The sequence below is a fragment of the Serratia sp. CY44782 genome (assembly GCF_052168715.1).
Classification (GTDB): domain Bacteria; phylum Pseudomonadota; class Gammaproteobacteria; order Enterobacterales; family Enterobacteriaceae; genus Serratia; species Serratia nevei.
Genome location: NZ_JBJNME010000006.1, coordinates 182063 through 195914, shown reverse-complemented (window position 1 = coordinate 195914; position 13852 = coordinate 182063). Strand labels below are relative to the sequence as shown.

Here is a 13852-nt window from a genome sequence, read left to right as displayed (position 1 = left end):
GTATAACTCCCCCACCCGAATAAGAATATTACTTAAAGAAATATTACTTACTGGTAAATGATGGTGTACTGAACGCTAGAAGTCACATCACCAGCGCCGGCAGCGTTGGTAGCGTAATATTCAGCGTAGTAGTTCAGGTCAGCAGAGTCGCCTTCGTTAGCAACGGTAACCCACTGGGAGTTATTCTGCGCGCCATTAGCACCAGCAGCCAGGATAGGCAGGAATTGGTTGTTGCTGCCCAGCAGCTGGATCTGCACGTTAGTTGCAGCATCAGTCTGCGCCTGGTTGTTCAGACGGCCAGTATTGAAATCAACAGTAGCGCCCGGTTCGAAATAAGTAGCTACCTGGCCTTTAGAGCATTTGGTCAGGTTGATCGCGAACGGAGTACGGCCAGCAGTTGCGCTCTGAGTTGCCAGAGTAGAAGCAGAAACAGTTGGCAGAGTTACGGTGAAATCTTTACCGCCTGGGGTGCTGATAGTACAAGTTTGGTCAGTCACTTTACCGTTAAAAGTAATAGTACCGTCAGCAGCTTGAGCAGAGAAAGAAGAAATAGCAGCGGTGCTTACAGCCAATGCCAATACAGCAGACAGTTTAGAGATTTTCATATTTAGACTCTCGATGAATTAATACGCTTATAAAGTACATTCAGCGATGCTACTCCTTGTCAGGAATGAAGCCCGATGAATCCATTGCCGGACGAAATATAGACTAAGCATATTCTTAATGTTAAATCGTTTAAAACATTCATAAGGCCCCTCTTGATAGGAATAAACTATCGGCGGATACCTATCGATCGATGTTGACGATTCATATGAATAGGAATAATCTGTGTTTGGGAAAGCTGCAGAGTTCAAGATTTTGCATTAAGGCCTGAAAATCAGAATATTATCCCGAATATTTACATTTAGTAACAGATTGCGACGTTTGGACTTTGGCACAAATTACGCGTTAAATGGTCTGTCGACACGCTTCGGCCATCCTGACGTTTTAAATAAGAAATTTACCAATAAACTCGGAGTAACTTTCTTTTTAATCATTTAAAATCAACAAGTTAAATATCAATCCAAGGATTGGGAAATGAGCGGTTCTTTCAGAGAGAAAAATAACGGCATTAATTATGTTTTTCAGCCAATGTTCGCGAAATCGGGACAATTGCTGGCCGTTGAATGTCTGTCTCGCTTTACGTTTAATAGCGAATATGCCCATTTTTCTCCTGAACAGTTCTTTCGCCACGCCGACAGTGCCACTCGGATTGAGATTTTGATGGATCAGATCAATCTGATCGATAAATATAAACACTGGTTTCATGAAAACCAAGTGATAGCCACTTTGAATGTTGACGATTATTCCCTGCAATCGCTGGCGAATACTCACTTTGCCGAAAGAATTAACGCTATGCGCTGTATTCATTTCGAGATCAGCGAGAATTCAACCCGGCTGGTGAAAGATCGCGTGCACGGCGATCCGTCATTGAATAGTTATTCATTTTGGCTCGATGATTTTGGTTCTGGCTATGCGGGTTTTTCCGCGTTGTACAACAGCCAGTTCCGCTTCGTTAAGCTCGACCGTTTTCTGCTTTGGGATTTCATGAAAAAGTCCGGCGGCGAGGGCTTGATGCGCGCGTTACTGCGCTTCTTTTACCTTAATCATTACAAGGTAATTATCGAAGGAGTTGAAACTCCCGAACACAAGAAATGGCTGGATGAAATGCCATATTACGCACTGCAGGGAAAGCTGTGGAAGGAATCCAGCATCAAGGATTTGAACTCGCTTCTTACAGCTGAATACTTTTAACTCGGTATTGGTGTTTGCCCTATGTCTAAAAACAACGTTCTTGTGATTAGTGAGTGTAAGTACAGCTATGTTGGCCTGTCGGTGCTGCTGAAGAAACACTACGGCGCGTACGATATCCGCCTGTTTTCCGATTTCATGCACGGCGGTGCCAAAGCAGAGAAGATCACCAAGCACGATATCGCCCTGATTTTCACCTCGCAAAACCTGGAACAGAGCGTCAATGTGATCGAAAGCCTGGTGTCCCTGCACCAGCAGTACAACAGCAAGACACGCCTGCTGGTGTTTTATGACGACGAGCGCGTGGTGAAACTGTTGTCGATCCTGGGGATTTCCGTCGAGTTGGTCTCCACCCGCATTCCGCTTTATTCGCTGCAGGAAAAAATCCAGCGGCTGCTGGAAAGCAAAGAGCCGGGCGGCATCAAGGTGCAGAAAACCCGCGAGCTCAGCCCGGCGGAAAGCGACGTGATCTTCAATCTGCTGCGCGGCGATAGCCTGCTGCACATTGCGGAAAAGCGCGGCACACACCCGAAAACCATCTTCTCGCAGAAATACAGCGCGATGAAAAAGCTGCGGCTGCGCAGCATGAGCACCATCTTCGTCGCCGGCAAATAACCTGCCCTGGCTTGTTGCGCGGTACGCCGCGCGGCAATCCGCCCTCCTCGCTGGGTTAAATTAATGTAACAACCGGCGACAAAGCAGCAACAGACACACAACATTCTCTCCTGTTGGCTACGATTTGCACACGGATTATCCGTGAGTCATGTCGTGTGGATTAAAATAAACATCAGGAGATGTTATGAAGTCGTCCTTATTCAGCCGCTACACCTGCTTTGTGCTGAGCATCTTGCTCACTCTGGTTTTCTTAATCATGATGCGCAACCATCCGTGGTTCTGGCTGCCGGCCCTGGCCTGCGGTGGCTTGATGGTGCTGGGTATCTACGATCTCACGCAGCAGCGCCACGCCATCTGCCGCAACTACCCAATCATTGGCCGCCTGCGCTTCTTCTTCGAATTCATCCGTCCGGAACTGCGCCAGTATTTCCTCGAGCAGGATAATGAAGAGATCCCGTTTTCGCGCACCCAGCGCACGCTGGTGTATCGCCGGGCGAAAAACGAGATGGGCGACAAGCCGTTCGGCACCCTGCTGGACGTCTATCAAACCGGCTATGAGTGCATCGGCCACTCCATGCGGCCGGTGGAAGCCGCCGACCCGACCAGTTTCCGCATCACCATCGGCGGCGCCGACTGCCGCCAGCCCTACTCCGCGTCGATCTTCAACATTTCGGCCATGAGCTTCGGCGCGCTCTCCGCCAATGCCATTCGCGCGCTCAACCTCGGTGCGGCCAAGGGTAATTTCTACCACGACACCGGTGAGGGCAGCATCAGCCGCTATCACCGTGAAAACAACGGCGATCTGGTGTGGGAGCTGGGCAGCGGCTATTTCGGCTGCCGCACCGCAGACGGCCATTTCGATCCGCGGCGCTTTGCCGAACAGGCACAAAGCCCGCAGGTGAAAATGATTGAAATCAAGCTCAGCCAGGGCGCCAAACCCGGCCACGGCGGCATTTTGCCGGCGAAGAAGGTGGATGCGGAAATCGCCGCCACGCGCGGTGTACCGGAGGGCGTCGATTGCATCTCGCCGGCCTCGCACAGCGCCTTCACCACTCCGCTGGAGATGATGCATTTCATCCAGCAGCTACGCGAGCTGTCGGGCGGCAAGCCGGTCGGTTTCAAGCTGTGCATCGGCCATCCGTGGGAGTTTGTCGCCATCGTCAAGGCGATGCTGCACACCCGCATCCTGCCGGATTTCATCGTGGTAGACGGCAAGGAAGGCGGCACCGGCGCCGCGCCGCTCGAACTCTCCAACTATATGGGCATGCCGCTGCGCGAAGGGCTGCTGTTCGTACATAACACACTGGTGGGCTGCGGCCTGCGCGACCAGATCAAGATAGGCGCCAGCGGCAAGATCATCAGCGCATTCGACATCGCCAGCGTGCTGGTGCTCGGCGCCGATTGGGTGAATTCGGCGCGCGGCTTTATGTTCGCCGTCGGCTGCATCCAGTCGCAAAGCTGCCACACCAACCACTGCCCGACCGGCGTGGCGACGCAAGATCCGCTGCGGCAAAAGGCGCTGGTGGTGCCGAACAAGGCGGAACGCGTCTATCACTTCCATCAAAATACGGTGAAAGCGCTGGCGGACATGCTGGCGGCGGCCGGCGTCAGCCGCCCGGAGCAGCTGACCTCGCACCATATGCTGCGCCGCATCACGCCGACCGAGATCAAAGTGTACGCCGATATCTATTACTACCTGGAACCGGGCGCGCTGCTGCAGCCGGAGATCAAAAGCGAGTTCTACGCCCGCATGTGGCGCATGGCGACGCCCACCAGTTTCGATCAGGCGATCTCGCTGCCGGCGGCATGATGGGATAAGGAATAAAAGGGAGTTGCCCCCTCGCCTTGGGGAAGAGCATATGGAGAGGGGTTGCTTGCTACAGCGGCCCTCCCCCTCAACGGCGAGAGGGCGTGTCGGTTACTGCTTGCGCACCGGCGCATCGCCGGCGACGTAATAGCCGGCGGTGCTGCGCGGCAGCGGCGCGCGCTGACGAATGCGATCGGCAATCTTCTCGGCGATCATGATGGTGGTGGCGTTCAGGTTGCCGGTGATGATCAGCGGCATGATCGACGCATCCACCACCCGCAATCCTTCCATGCCGTGCACCCGGCCTTGGCCATCGACCACCGCCATTTCATCCTCACCCATCTTGCACGAGCAGGACGGGTGGAAGGCGGTTTCGGCATGCTCGCGCACGAAAGCGTCCAGCTGCTCGTCGGTCTGCACCTCCGGCCCAGGGCTTATCTCGCGGCCGCGGTACTCGTCCAGGGCCGGCTGCGCCATGATCTCGCGCGTGATGCGAATGGCGTCGCGGAACTCCTGCCAGTCCTGCTCGGTCGCCATGTAGTTGAACAGAATGCTCGGGTGCTGGCGCGGATCTTTCGATTTCACCTGCACCCGGCCGCGGCTCGGCGAACGCATCGAGCCGACGTGCGCCTGGAAGCCGTGCTCTTTCACCGCGTTGCTGCCGTTGTAGTTAATCGCCACCGGTAGGAAATGATACTGAATGTTCGGCCAGGCGAACTCTGCGCGGCTGCGGATGAAACCGCCGGCCTCGAACTGGTTGCTGGCGCCGATGCCGGTGCCGTTGAACAGCCATTCCGCGCCGATCTTCGGCTGGTTGAACCATTGCAGCGCCGGGTACAGCGACACCGGTTTCTTACAGGCGTACTGCAGGTACATCTCCAGATGATCCTGCAGGTTTTCCCCGACGCCCGGCAGATCGTGCACCACCTTGATATCCAGGCTGTTCAGCAGCGCCGCCGGGCCGACGCCCGAACGCTGCAGGATCTGCGGCGAGGCGATGGCGCCGGCGCACAGCAACACTTCGCGCCGCGCTTTGGCGTGGGTCAGTTGATTGCTGTCGCCCTGCAAATAGTTGACGCCCACCGCACGCTTGCCGTCGAACACGATATGGTCGGTCAGCGCATGGGTGACGATTTTCAGGTTCGGCCGTGAACGCGCCTGATCCAGATAACCGCGGGCGGTGCTGGCGCGGCGCCCTTTCGGCGTCACGGTGCGATCCATCGGGCCGAAGCCTTCTTGCTGGTAGCCGTTCAAATCGTCGGTGCGCGGGTAACCCGCCTGCACCCCGGCTTCCACCATGGCGTGGAACAGTTCGTTGTTACCGGTTTTCGGCGTGGTGACGCTCACCGGGCCCTCGCCGCCGTGGTAATCGTTCGGGCCGATATCGCGGGTTTCCGCCTTGCGGAAATACGGCAGGCAGTCCAGATAGGTCCAGTCTTCCAGACCCGGTGCCTTGGCCCAGTTGTCGAAGTCCATCGCGTTGCCGCGAATGTAACACATGCCGTTGATCAGGGACGAACCGCCCAGCCCTTTGCCGCGGCCGCATTCCATCCGGCGATTGTTCATGTGCGGCTCAGGATCGGTCTCATAGGCCCAGTTATAGCGGCGGCCCTGCAGCGGAAACGCCAGCGCGGCCGGCATCTGGGTACGGAAATCCATCCGGTAATCCGGGCCGCCGGCTTCCAGCAGCAGGACGCTGACGTCGGCGTCCTCGGTCAATCGGGTGGCTAACACGTTGCCGGCGGAACCGGCACCGATAATGATGTAGTCAAATTCCATTCATTATCTCCTTACTTTATAGAGGCCTGGTCAGTCAAAGACGCGCAGCGCGGCTTGGCAACAGGCTGTGTATTTTGGCGCTCTAGAGATTGTCGGCCGCAGTCAACGCGGCTGCGGCTCGAAAGACGACGGGAAGATCAGAATACCGAGGCGTATTCGCCCAGCTCGACCTGCACCGATTTGATCTGGGTATAGTGTTCCAGCGTCGTCAGGCCGTTCTCGCGGCCAACGCCGGACTGCTTGTAGCCGCCGACCGGCATTTCCGCCGCCGACTCGCCCCAGGTGTTGATCCAGCAAATGCCGGCTTCCAGCTGGTGGATCACGCGGTGCGCGCGAGCCAGATCGTTGGTCACCACGCCCGCAGCCAGGCCGAAGGTGGTGTCGTTGGCGCGGCGCACCACTTCCTCTTCGCTCTGGTAGCTGAGAATGCTCATCACCGGCCCGAAGATCTCCTCACGCACGATTTCCATGTCGTCGCGGCAGTCGCTGAATACCGTCGGCGCCACATAAGCGCCCTTGGCGAATTCGCCGTGGGTGACGCGTTCGCCGCCGCACAGCAGGCGCGCGCCGCTATTCTTGCCGCTCTCGATAAAGCGCAGCACCGATTCCATGTGCGCGAAGCTGACCAGCGGCCCGAAGTTGGTCTGCGGATCGGTCGGATCGCCCAAGCGAATGCGCTTCACGCGCTCGAGGATTTTCGCCTCAAACTGCGCCTGCAGCGGGGCCGGCACGAAGACGCGGGTGCCGTTGGTGCACACCTGGCCGGAGCTGTAGAAGTTGGCCATCATGGCGATGTCGGCGGCGCGATCCAGATCGGCGTCGTCGAAAATAATCAGAGGCGACTTGCCGCCCAGCTCCATAGTGACTTCCTTCAGCGTCGACCCCGACGCGTTGGCCATCACCTTCTTGCCGGTTTTCACCCCGCCGGTGAAAGAGACTTTGGCGATGCCCGGATGGTCGGTCAGGTACTGCCCCACCTCCGCGCCGCTGCCGGTCACCACGTTGAATACGCCGTCCGGCAAGCCGGCTTCGGTGTAAATTTCCGCCAGCTTCAGCGCCGTCAGCGACGTGACTTCGCTCGGTTTGAAGATCATCGCGTTGCCCGCCGCCAGCGCCGGCGCGGACTTCCACAGCGCGATTTGAATCGGGTAGTTCCAAGCGCCGATGCCGGCCACCACGCCCAGCGGTTCGCGGCGGGTGTAAACGAATGAGGTTTCGCGCAGCGGGATCTGTTCGCCTTCAATGGCCGGGATCAGGCCGGCGTAATACTCCAGCACGTCGGCGCCGGTGACGATGTCTACCGCGGTGGTTTCCGACATCGCTTTGCCGGTATCCAGCGTTTCCAGCGCCGCCAGCTCATCGTTGCGCTCGCGCAGAATATCCACCGCGCGACGCAGGATGCGCGAACGCGCCATCGCCGTCATCGCCGCCCACACCTTCTGCCCGCTGGCCGCGCTGGCCACCGCACGATCGACGTCTTCAGCGCCGGCGGACTGGACTTCAGCCAGAACTTCGCCGTTCGCCGGGTTAATGGCGTTGAAGGTTTTTCCAGCGGTGCTGTCTACATAGGCGCCATGAATATAGAGCTTCTGCAAGCCAAAACGGGACATAGGATCTCCTTGGGTTATCCTCCGGGCAGCGTCTGCCCCCGGAGTTGGAACGTGATGTATTCGGTCGTGAGCGCCAGCGCCTGCGACTGATTGAACGCCGAGCCGCGCAGCGCGCTGCGCAGCCACAATCCGTCGATCAGCGCCGCCAGCCCCTTGGCCGCCAACCGCGCCTGCGGCTGCGGCATGACGCGGCGAAACTCGGCGCACAGGTTGGAATAGAGCCGGCGGCCGTTCACCTGCTGCAGCCGATTGAGCTGCGGTTGGTGCAGACTGCTGGCCCAAAAGGCCAGCCAGGTCTTCATCGCCGCGCTGTTGATTTGGCTGTCGTCGAAGTTGCCGGCGACGATAGCCTGCAGCCGCGCCGCCGGGCTGTTATCGGTCAGCGCCTGCAATCGCAGCTTCACCGCCTCGCCCAGATGGCTGATCAGATAGCGCATCGTGGCTTCCAGCAGGCCGTTCTTGTCCTTGAAATAATGGCTGATGATGCCGTTGGAAACGCCGGCCCGCCGCGCGATCTGCGCGATGGTAGCGTCATGCATTCCCACTTCGTTTACCGCGGCGAGCGTGGCATCAATCAACTGCTGCCTTCTGATTGGCTGCATTCCTACCTTTGGCATATTTCGACTCTCACAAAACCGACTTCGGCCTTATCTCAGCGGGCAAATTTCACTGCCGTTTCGCCCGTGATTCAGGTCATCATGAGGACTATTAAACTTTTTTTTGATTGAACGTTCAATAAAAATTGCATATATTTTATTGCCGCCTGGTTAAAAATTTGTACTATCTGGTTGTGGAACTGGCTGATTTTTGTGAGGTAATTAACGAATCTGACCAAAATCAGTGGCTGTAAGCGGTTCCCGCCGCGAAGCGCTCCGGCGCTTCGTTGACAGGCGAAAGCGGCGTTACTCAGGCCATTCCCGCAGGGATGGTCGCCGCCTTCATTCGCCCGTATTCCGGCAGCGCTAACGCGCCACGGAATACGGAGCGGCACGATTTTACTCAGTTCAGAGGATGACGATGACAACACGCGAAACCTCCTCCAAACCGCAGCAGGACCGCCTCAACCCTGTGGTTTTCTTCACCTCGGCGGGGCTGATCCTGGCCTTCTCGCTGATGACCATCTTTTTCACCGACTTCTCCGGACAGTGGATTACCCGCACGCTGAATTGGGTGTCGACCACCTTCGGTTGGTACTACCTGCTGGCGGCGACGCTGTACATCGTGTTCGTGGTGTTTATCGCCGCCTCGCGCTTCGGTTCGATCAAGCTCGGGCCAGAGCAGTCCAAGCCGGAATTCAGCCTGATGAGCTGGGCGGCGATGCTGTTCGCCGCCGGCATCGGCATCGACCTGATGTTCTTCTCGGTCGCCGAGCCGGTGACCCAATACATGATGCCGCCGGAAGGCGACGCGCAAACGCTGGAAGCCGCGCGCCAGGCGATGGTCTGGACGCTGTTCCACTACGGCCTGACCGGCTGGTCGATGTATGCGCTGATGGGTATCGCCCTCGGCTACTTCAGCTATCGCTACAACCTGCCGCTGACCATCCGCTCGGCGTTGTACCCGATCTTCGGTAAGCGCATCAACGGCCCGATCGGCCACAGCGTGGACATCGCCGCGGTGCTCGGCACCATCTTCGGCATCGCCACCACGCTGGGCATCGGCGTGGTGCAGCTCAACTACGGCCTCAAGGTGCTGTTCGAGATCCCGGAAAACCTGACGGTGCAGGGATCGCTGATCCTGCTGTCGGTGATCATGGCCACCATCTCGGTCACCTCGGGCGTCAACAAGGGCATCCGCATCCTGTCCGAGCTGAACGTACTGCTGGCGCTGGGCCTGATCCTGTTCGTGCTGTTCTTCGGCGACACCGAATTCCTGCTCAACGCCCTGGTGCTTAACGTCGGCGATTACGTCAACCGCTTTATGGGCATGACGCTCAACAGCTTCGCCTTCGATCGACCGGTGGAGTGGATGAACAACTGGACGCTGTTCTTCTGGGCCTGGTGGGTGGCATGGTCGCCGTTCGTCGGTCTGTTCCTGGCGCGCATCTCGCGCGGGCGCACCATTCGCCAGTTCGTGGTCGGCACGCTGATCATACCGTTCGTGTTCACCCTGCTGTGGCTGTCTATCTTCGGCAACAGCGCGCTGTACCAGATCATTCACGGCAACGCCGAGTTTGCGCAGGAAGTGATGCAGTTCCCGGAGCGCGGCTTCTACAGCCTGCTGGCGCAATACCCCGGTTTCACCTTCAGCGCCTCGGTGGCCACCATCACCGGCCTGCTGTTCTACGTCACTTCGGCGGACTCCGGCTCGCTGGTGCTGGGTAACTTCACCTCGCGCCTGGCCGACATCAATAATGATGCGCCAAACTGGCTGCGGATTTTCTGGTCGGTGGCCATCGGCCTGCTGACCATCGGCATGCTGATGACCGACGGCGTGCCGGCGCTGCAGAAAACCACGGTGATCATGGGCCTGCCCTTCAGCTTCGTGATCTTCTTCGTGATGGCCGGGCTGTACAAATCGCTGCGGGTGGAAGACTACCGCAAGGCCAGTGCGCTCAGCACCCTGGCGCCGGTGCCGGTCTCCAGCCACGACGTGCTCAACTGGAAACAGCGCCTGTCGCGGGTGATGAACTACCCGGGCACCCAGTACACGCAGAAAATGTTGGATAAGGTTTGCCGCCCGGCGATGCAGGACGTGGCGCGTGAGCTGGAGCTGCGCGGCGCGAAAGTGGAATTCAGCGAAGTACCGCCGACCGAAGACGAGCGTCTGAACCACTTGGAGCTGCTGGTGCACCTTGGCGAGGAACAGAACTTCATCTATCAGATCTGGCCGATGCGCTACTCGGTGCCGGGCTTCACCTATCGCGCCCGCTCCGGCAAGTCGCACTACTACCGGCTGGAAACCTTCCTGATGGAAGGCACCCAGGGCAACGACCTGATGGACTACAGCAAGGAACAGGTGATTGGCGATATCCTCGACCAGTACGAGAAACACCTGAACTTCCTGCACATTCATCGCGAAGCACCGGGGGGCACCCTGACCTTCCCGGATATGTGACGGTCGATAAATCACGAGAGGGCGTAGCCAGGCTACGCCCTTTTTTATGCCTGCTCGGCCGGCAAGTCGGCTTTCAGCAGCACCAGGGAACCGGCCAGCAACACCAGATCCTTGATTAAAAAGCTGGTGGCGCCGGCCATGGCCGGAAAACCGCCGGCGGAAGGCTCCCAGGCCCCCGGCGTGGAAAAGATCAGCGTCAGCGTAGTCAGGTAGGTTACCGTCGAACCGATCGCCCCCAGTAACCCCAGCCGCCGCGACCAGAATCCCACCAGCAGCAGCAAGCCGAAGCTCCACTCGGCGACGCCCAGCGCATAGCTGGCGCCGCGGATGCCGAACGCCTGATGCATCCAGCTCAGCAGCGGGCTGTTGCCGATCAGCGGTACCAGCCCCTGCGCCTCGTAATCAAACCACTTGGCGTAACCGAAGGCGGCGAAGATCACCACCAGCGCCGCGCGCATAAAGATAACGTCCCCGTTCGAGCGCTGAAAGCGCCGCAGCCATGTCGCCAGCATCATCCTCTCTCCTTATGTTGCCCACGGCCGCCGCGGATCGCCCGCTTGCGGCCGCGGGGTGCGGCGGCTTAGTGCCCCATCGCGTCCTTCTTCATTTCGTCTTTCTTCATGCCGTCTTTGGCCATACCGTCTTTCGCCATGCCATCCTTTTTCATGGCGTCTTTGCCCATCTTGTCTTTCTTCATGCACTCCTTGCCCATGCACGCTTTCTTCATGCCGTCTTTGGCCATGCCGTCGTGCGACATCTGGCTCATGCCGTCCTTTTTCATCGCGTCTTTGCTCATGCCATCGGCGGCGTTGGCGCCGGCCACGCCCAGCATCAGCGCGCTGCACATCATCATTGCGAATAACTTTTTCATGGTATTTCCTTCCGTCATGTCAAAGGCACCAGAGTGCCGGAGAATGGCCGGCGGCCGCCTCAGCTGCCGCCAAACCAGTTGTAACCCTGGTCTTCCCAGTAACCGCCCGGGAAGCGGTTGGTGACCTCGATCACCTGAATGTGTTTTGGGTTCTTGTAGCCCAGCTTGGTCGGCATGCGCAGTTTCATCGGGTAGCCGTACTTGCGCGGCAAGATCTGGCCGTCATAGGTCAGCGCAATAATCGTCTGCGGGTGCAGCGCGGTGGCCATGTCGATGCTGGTGTAGTAATCGTCGGCGCATTTGAAGCTGACGTAGCGGGCGCTCAGATCCGCGCCGATCGCCTTGAGAAAGGTCGCGAACGGCACGCCGCCCCACTTGCCGATGGCGCTCCAGCCCTCGACGCAAATATGGCGTGTCACCTGGCTGACCTGCGCCATCCGGTGCAGCTGCGGCAGGCTCCAGGCACGTTTGTCCTGCACCAGTCCCGCCACCTCCAGCCGGTAGTCGTCGCCGTTGATGTCCGGCGCGTCCTCCTCGGCGTAGAAAGCGTTGAACGGGAACGGCCGGGTGATCATCGATTCCGGGTAGACCGGCGCCAGGCGATCGCCATTGAACAGCCAGCCCTGTACCCGATCGTTGAAGCGCGAGATGCGGCTCAGCGCCTGTTCGACGTTGGCGTTATCGCTGAGATCGCAGCCGGTGAGCATGGCGATGCCGCCCAGCGTCAGGCCGTTGCGCAGAAACCGGCGGCGCGAAGGCGCGCTCAACAGCCGCTGCGCTTCTTTGACGATCGCCTGCCCTTCAATGATCGTCATGATCTGTTTATCCTTTTCCATCATTCACTCCTTAGCGTCCGCGCAGCATGGCCAGCAGCGTCCGCGGCACCAGCGCCACCATCACCAGGTGAATCGCGACGAAGGCCACCAGCGCCGACATGGCAAAAAAGTGGATATAGCGCGCCGCCTCATAGCCGCCGAGCAGCGTGCGCAGCAGCGGAAACTGCACCGATTTCCACAGCACCAGCCCGGACAGCGCACTCAACGCGCCGAGGATCATCACCGACAGATAGGCCACGCGTTGCACCATGTTGTAGTGGCGCAGGTCGGCGTGTTGCAGCCTGCCGCGCAGCGCGGCGCCTGCATCGGCGAGAAACTGCCGTGGGCTGAGCGGCCAATACTTGTGTTTGAAACGCCCGCTGGCCAGGTTGATCAGCAGGTAGCACAGCCCGTTGACGCCGAACAGCCACATGCCGGCGAAGTGCCACTGCAGCGCGCCGCCCAACCACCCGCCGAGCGTCAGCTCATTGAGAAAGCTGAAGTTGAACAGCGGCGAGGCGTTGTAGATGCGCCAGCCGCTGGTCACCATGATCAGCATCGCCAGCGCATTCAGCCAGTGCGTCAACCGCAGCCACAGCGGATGCACCGTCTGTCGTTGTTCCGGGGTGAGAGTGAGGCTCATGCGAACTCCTGGCGACCAATGAGGCGATGAGCCGAGTATTCCCCGGATTTGTTCCCCAAGACCTCACGCAAAGTTAAATAAAATGTGATAACTCCGCCGGTGGGGGTTGTGTAGACTTCAGAGAGAAACGGGCAATCAGCGGTAATGAGAATGGACAAGCCAAAACGAATTTTGATCGTCGAGGACGACGGCGACATCGCCGAACTGCTGCAGCTGCACCTGCGTGACGAGGGTTACGCCATCAGCCACGCCGCCGACGGCAACCGGGGCATGGCGATGCTGGAACAGGGCGGCTGGGACGCCCTCATCCTCGATCTGATGCTGCCGGGCGTGGACGGATTGGAGATTTGCCGCCGGGCGCGCACCATGACGCGCTACACGCCGATCATCATCACCAGCGCGCGCTCCAGCGAGGTGCACCGCGTGCTGGGGCTGGAGCTGGGCGCCGACGACTATCTGGCCAAGCCCTTCTCCATGCTGGAGCTGGTGGCGCGGGTCAAGGCGCTGTTTCGCCGTCAGGAAGCGATGAGCCGCAACCTGCGCATGGACGCCGGCGTGCTCAGCTTCAACGATCTGACCATCGACCCCATCGCCCGCGAAGTGCACCTGCATCAGCAGCCGGTCGAGCTGACGCCGCGCGAATTCGACCTGCTGTACTTTTTCGCCCGCCACCCGGGCCAGGTGTTCTCGCGCCTGAGCCTGTTGAATCAGGTCTGGGGCTATCAGCACGAGGGATATGAGCACACCGTCAACACCCATATCAACCGGCTGCGCATCAAGATCGAGCGCAACCCGGCGGAACCCGAGCGCATCCTCACTGTGTGGGGCATGGGCTATAAATTCGCGGCCGCGCCGCAAGAGTGA

At 58.9% G+C, this 13852-nt stretch carries 14 protein-coding genes; 5 read left to right on the top strand and 9 right to left on the bottom strand.

Annotated elements, in window-relative coordinates; translation table 11 throughout:
- Positions 1-47: 47 nt before the first annotated feature.
- Positions 48-605, bottom strand: coding sequence for a fimbrial protein (locus ACJ8HT_RS13300; RefSeq protein WP_041034152.1), 558 nt, complete (start codon positions 603-605; stop codon positions 48-50).
- Between the two features lie 472 nt (positions 606-1077).
- On the opposite strand from ACJ8HT_RS13300, the gene ACJ8HT_RS13295 reads away from it, so the two are divergent.
- The 3 genes from ACJ8HT_RS13295 to ACJ8HT_RS13285 all read left to right on the top strand — a co-directional run bounded on the left by ACJ8HT_RS13295 (position 1078) and on the right by ACJ8HT_RS13285 (position 4216).
- Positions 1078-1794 (top strand): EAL domain-containing protein, encoded by a 717-nt coding sequence (locus tag ACJ8HT_RS13295; protein ID WP_033637688.1) that lies wholly within the window; start codon positions 1078-1080, stop codon positions 1792-1794.
- 21 nt (positions 1795-1815) lie between these two features.
- Complete coding sequence (locus tag ACJ8HT_RS13290) at positions 1816-2406, top strand: LuxR family transcriptional regulator (RefSeq protein WP_049198960.1); 591 nt, start codon at positions 1816-1818, stop codon at positions 2404-2406.
- A 184-nt stretch (positions 2407-2590) separates the two neighbouring features.
- Entirely contained in the window at positions 2591-4216 is a 1626-nt protein-coding gene (locus ACJ8HT_RS13285) for an FMN-binding glutamate synthase family protein (RefSeq protein ID WP_049198958.1), read from the top strand.
- Between the two features lie 108 nt (positions 4217-4324).
- Here the strand turns inward: ACJ8HT_RS13285 and betA are convergent, their stop codons facing one another.
- From betA to ACJ8HT_RS13265, 4 genes are all read right to left on the bottom strand, one after another.
- Entirely contained in the window at positions 4325-5992 is a 1668-nt protein-coding gene (gene betA / locus ACJ8HT_RS13280; RefSeq protein WP_197652140.1) for a choline dehydrogenase, read from the bottom strand.
- A gap of 137 nt (positions 5993-6129) precedes the next feature.
- Positions 6130-7602 carry a betaine-aldehyde dehydrogenase gene (gene betB, locus ACJ8HT_RS13275; RefSeq protein WP_197652141.1) on the bottom strand — a complete coding sequence of 491 codons (1473 nt, stop codon included), beginning with the start codon at positions 7600-7602 and terminating at the stop codon, positions 6130-6132.
- Between the two features lie 14 nt (positions 7603-7616).
- A complete protein-coding gene (gene betI / locus ACJ8HT_RS13270) occupies positions 7617-8219 on the bottom strand; it encodes a transcriptional regulator BetI (protein WP_197652142.1) in 603 nt (200 codons plus the stop codon).
- Between the two features lie 71 nt (positions 8220-8290).
- Complete coding sequence (locus ACJ8HT_RS13265; protein WP_197652358.1) at positions 8291-8629, bottom strand: hypothetical protein; 339 nt, start codon at positions 8627-8629, stop codon at positions 8291-8293.
- On the opposite strand from ACJ8HT_RS13265, the gene ACJ8HT_RS13260 reads away from it, so the two are divergent.
- Positions 8620-10659 (top strand): choline transporter, encoded by a 2040-nt coding sequence (locus tag ACJ8HT_RS13260; RefSeq protein WP_004939112.1) that lies wholly within the window; start codon positions 8620-8622, stop codon positions 10657-10659. The genes ACJ8HT_RS13265 and ACJ8HT_RS13260 overlap by 10 nt on opposite strands.
- Positions 10660-10703: 44 nt before the next feature.
- On the opposite strand, the gene ACJ8HT_RS13255 is transcribed toward ACJ8HT_RS13260, so the two are convergent.
- The 4 genes from ACJ8HT_RS13255 to ACJ8HT_RS13240 all read right to left on the bottom strand — a co-directional run bounded on the left by ACJ8HT_RS13255 (position 10704) and on the right by ACJ8HT_RS13240 (position 12988).
- Complete coding sequence (locus ACJ8HT_RS13255; RefSeq protein ID WP_197652143.1) at positions 10704-11174, bottom strand: YkgB family protein; 471 nt, start codon at positions 11172-11174, stop codon at positions 10704-10706.
- Positions 11175-11239: 65 nt separating this feature from the next.
- The gene (locus ACJ8HT_RS13250) at positions 11240-11530 is read right to left on the bottom strand and encodes a pentapeptide MXKDX repeat protein (protein ID WP_049272450.1); all 291 of its coding nucleotides are present in this window, start codon (positions 11528-11530) and stop codon (positions 11240-11242) included.
- A 59-nt stretch (positions 11531-11589) separates the two neighbouring features.
- A complete protein-coding gene (locus ACJ8HT_RS13245) occupies positions 11590-12366 on the bottom strand; it encodes a molybdopterin-dependent oxidoreductase (protein WP_070914007.1) in 777 nt (258 codons plus the stop codon).
- A gap of 10 nt (positions 12367-12376) precedes the next feature.
- Positions 12377-12988: a cytochrome b/b6 domain-containing protein gene (locus ACJ8HT_RS13240; protein WP_197652144.1), complete on the bottom strand. Its 612-nt coding sequence runs from the start codon at positions 12986-12988 to the stop codon at positions 12377-12379.
- A gap of 150 nt (positions 12989-13138) precedes the next feature.
- On the opposite strand from ACJ8HT_RS13240, the gene ACJ8HT_RS13235 reads away from it, so the two are divergent.
- A complete protein-coding gene (locus ACJ8HT_RS13235) occupies positions 13139-13852 on the top strand; it encodes a response regulator transcription factor (protein ID WP_047728196.1) in 714 nt (237 codons plus the stop codon).

Coding starts and splice junctions, on each gene's coding strand:
- ACJ8HT_RS13255 (WP_197652143.1), bottom strand. CDS start 11,174: ATGATGCTGGCGACATGGCTGCGGCGCTTTCAGCGCTCGAACGGGGAC.
- ACJ8HT_RS13235 (WP_047728196.1), top strand. CDS start 13,139: ATGGACAAGCCAAAACGAATTTTGATCGTCGAGGACGACGGCGACATC.
- ACJ8HT_RS13250 (WP_049272450.1), bottom strand. CDS start 11,530: ATGAAAAAGTTATTCGCAATGATGATGTGCAGCGCGCTGATGCTGGGC.
- ACJ8HT_RS13300 (WP_041034152.1), bottom strand. CDS start 605: ATGAAAATCTCTAAACTGTCTGCTGTATTGGCATTGGCTGTAAGCACC.
- ACJ8HT_RS13245 (WP_070914007.1), bottom strand. CDS start 12,366: ATGGAAAAGGATAAACAGATCATGACGATCATTGAAGGGCAGGCGATC.
- ACJ8HT_RS13285 (WP_049198958.1), top strand. CDS start 2,591: ATGAAGTCGTCCTTATTCAGCCGCTACACCTGCTTTGTGCTGAGCATC.
- betB (WP_197652141.1), bottom strand. CDS start 7,602: ATGTCCCGTTTTGGCTTGCAGAAGCTCTATATTCATGGCGCCTATGTA.
- ACJ8HT_RS13260 (WP_004939112.1), top strand. CDS start 8,620: ATGACAACACGCGAAACCTCCTCCAAACCGCAGCAGGACCGCCTCAAC.
- ACJ8HT_RS13295 (WP_033637688.1), top strand. CDS start 1,078: ATGAGCGGTTCTTTCAGAGAGAAAAATAACGGCATTAATTATGTTTTT.
- betA (WP_197652140.1), bottom strand. CDS start 5,992: ATGGAATTTGACTACATCATTATCGGTGCCGGTTCCGCCGGCAACGTG.
- ACJ8HT_RS13290 (WP_049198960.1), top strand. CDS start 1,816: ATGTCTAAAAACAACGTTCTTGTGATTAGTGAGTGTAAGTACAGCTAT.
- ACJ8HT_RS13240 (WP_197652144.1), bottom strand. CDS start 12,988: ATGAGCCTCACTCTCACCCCGGAACAACGACAGACGGTGCATCCGCTG.
- betI (WP_197652142.1), bottom strand. CDS start 8,219: ATGCCAAAGGTAGGAATGCAGCCAATCAGAAGGCAGCAGTTGATTGAT.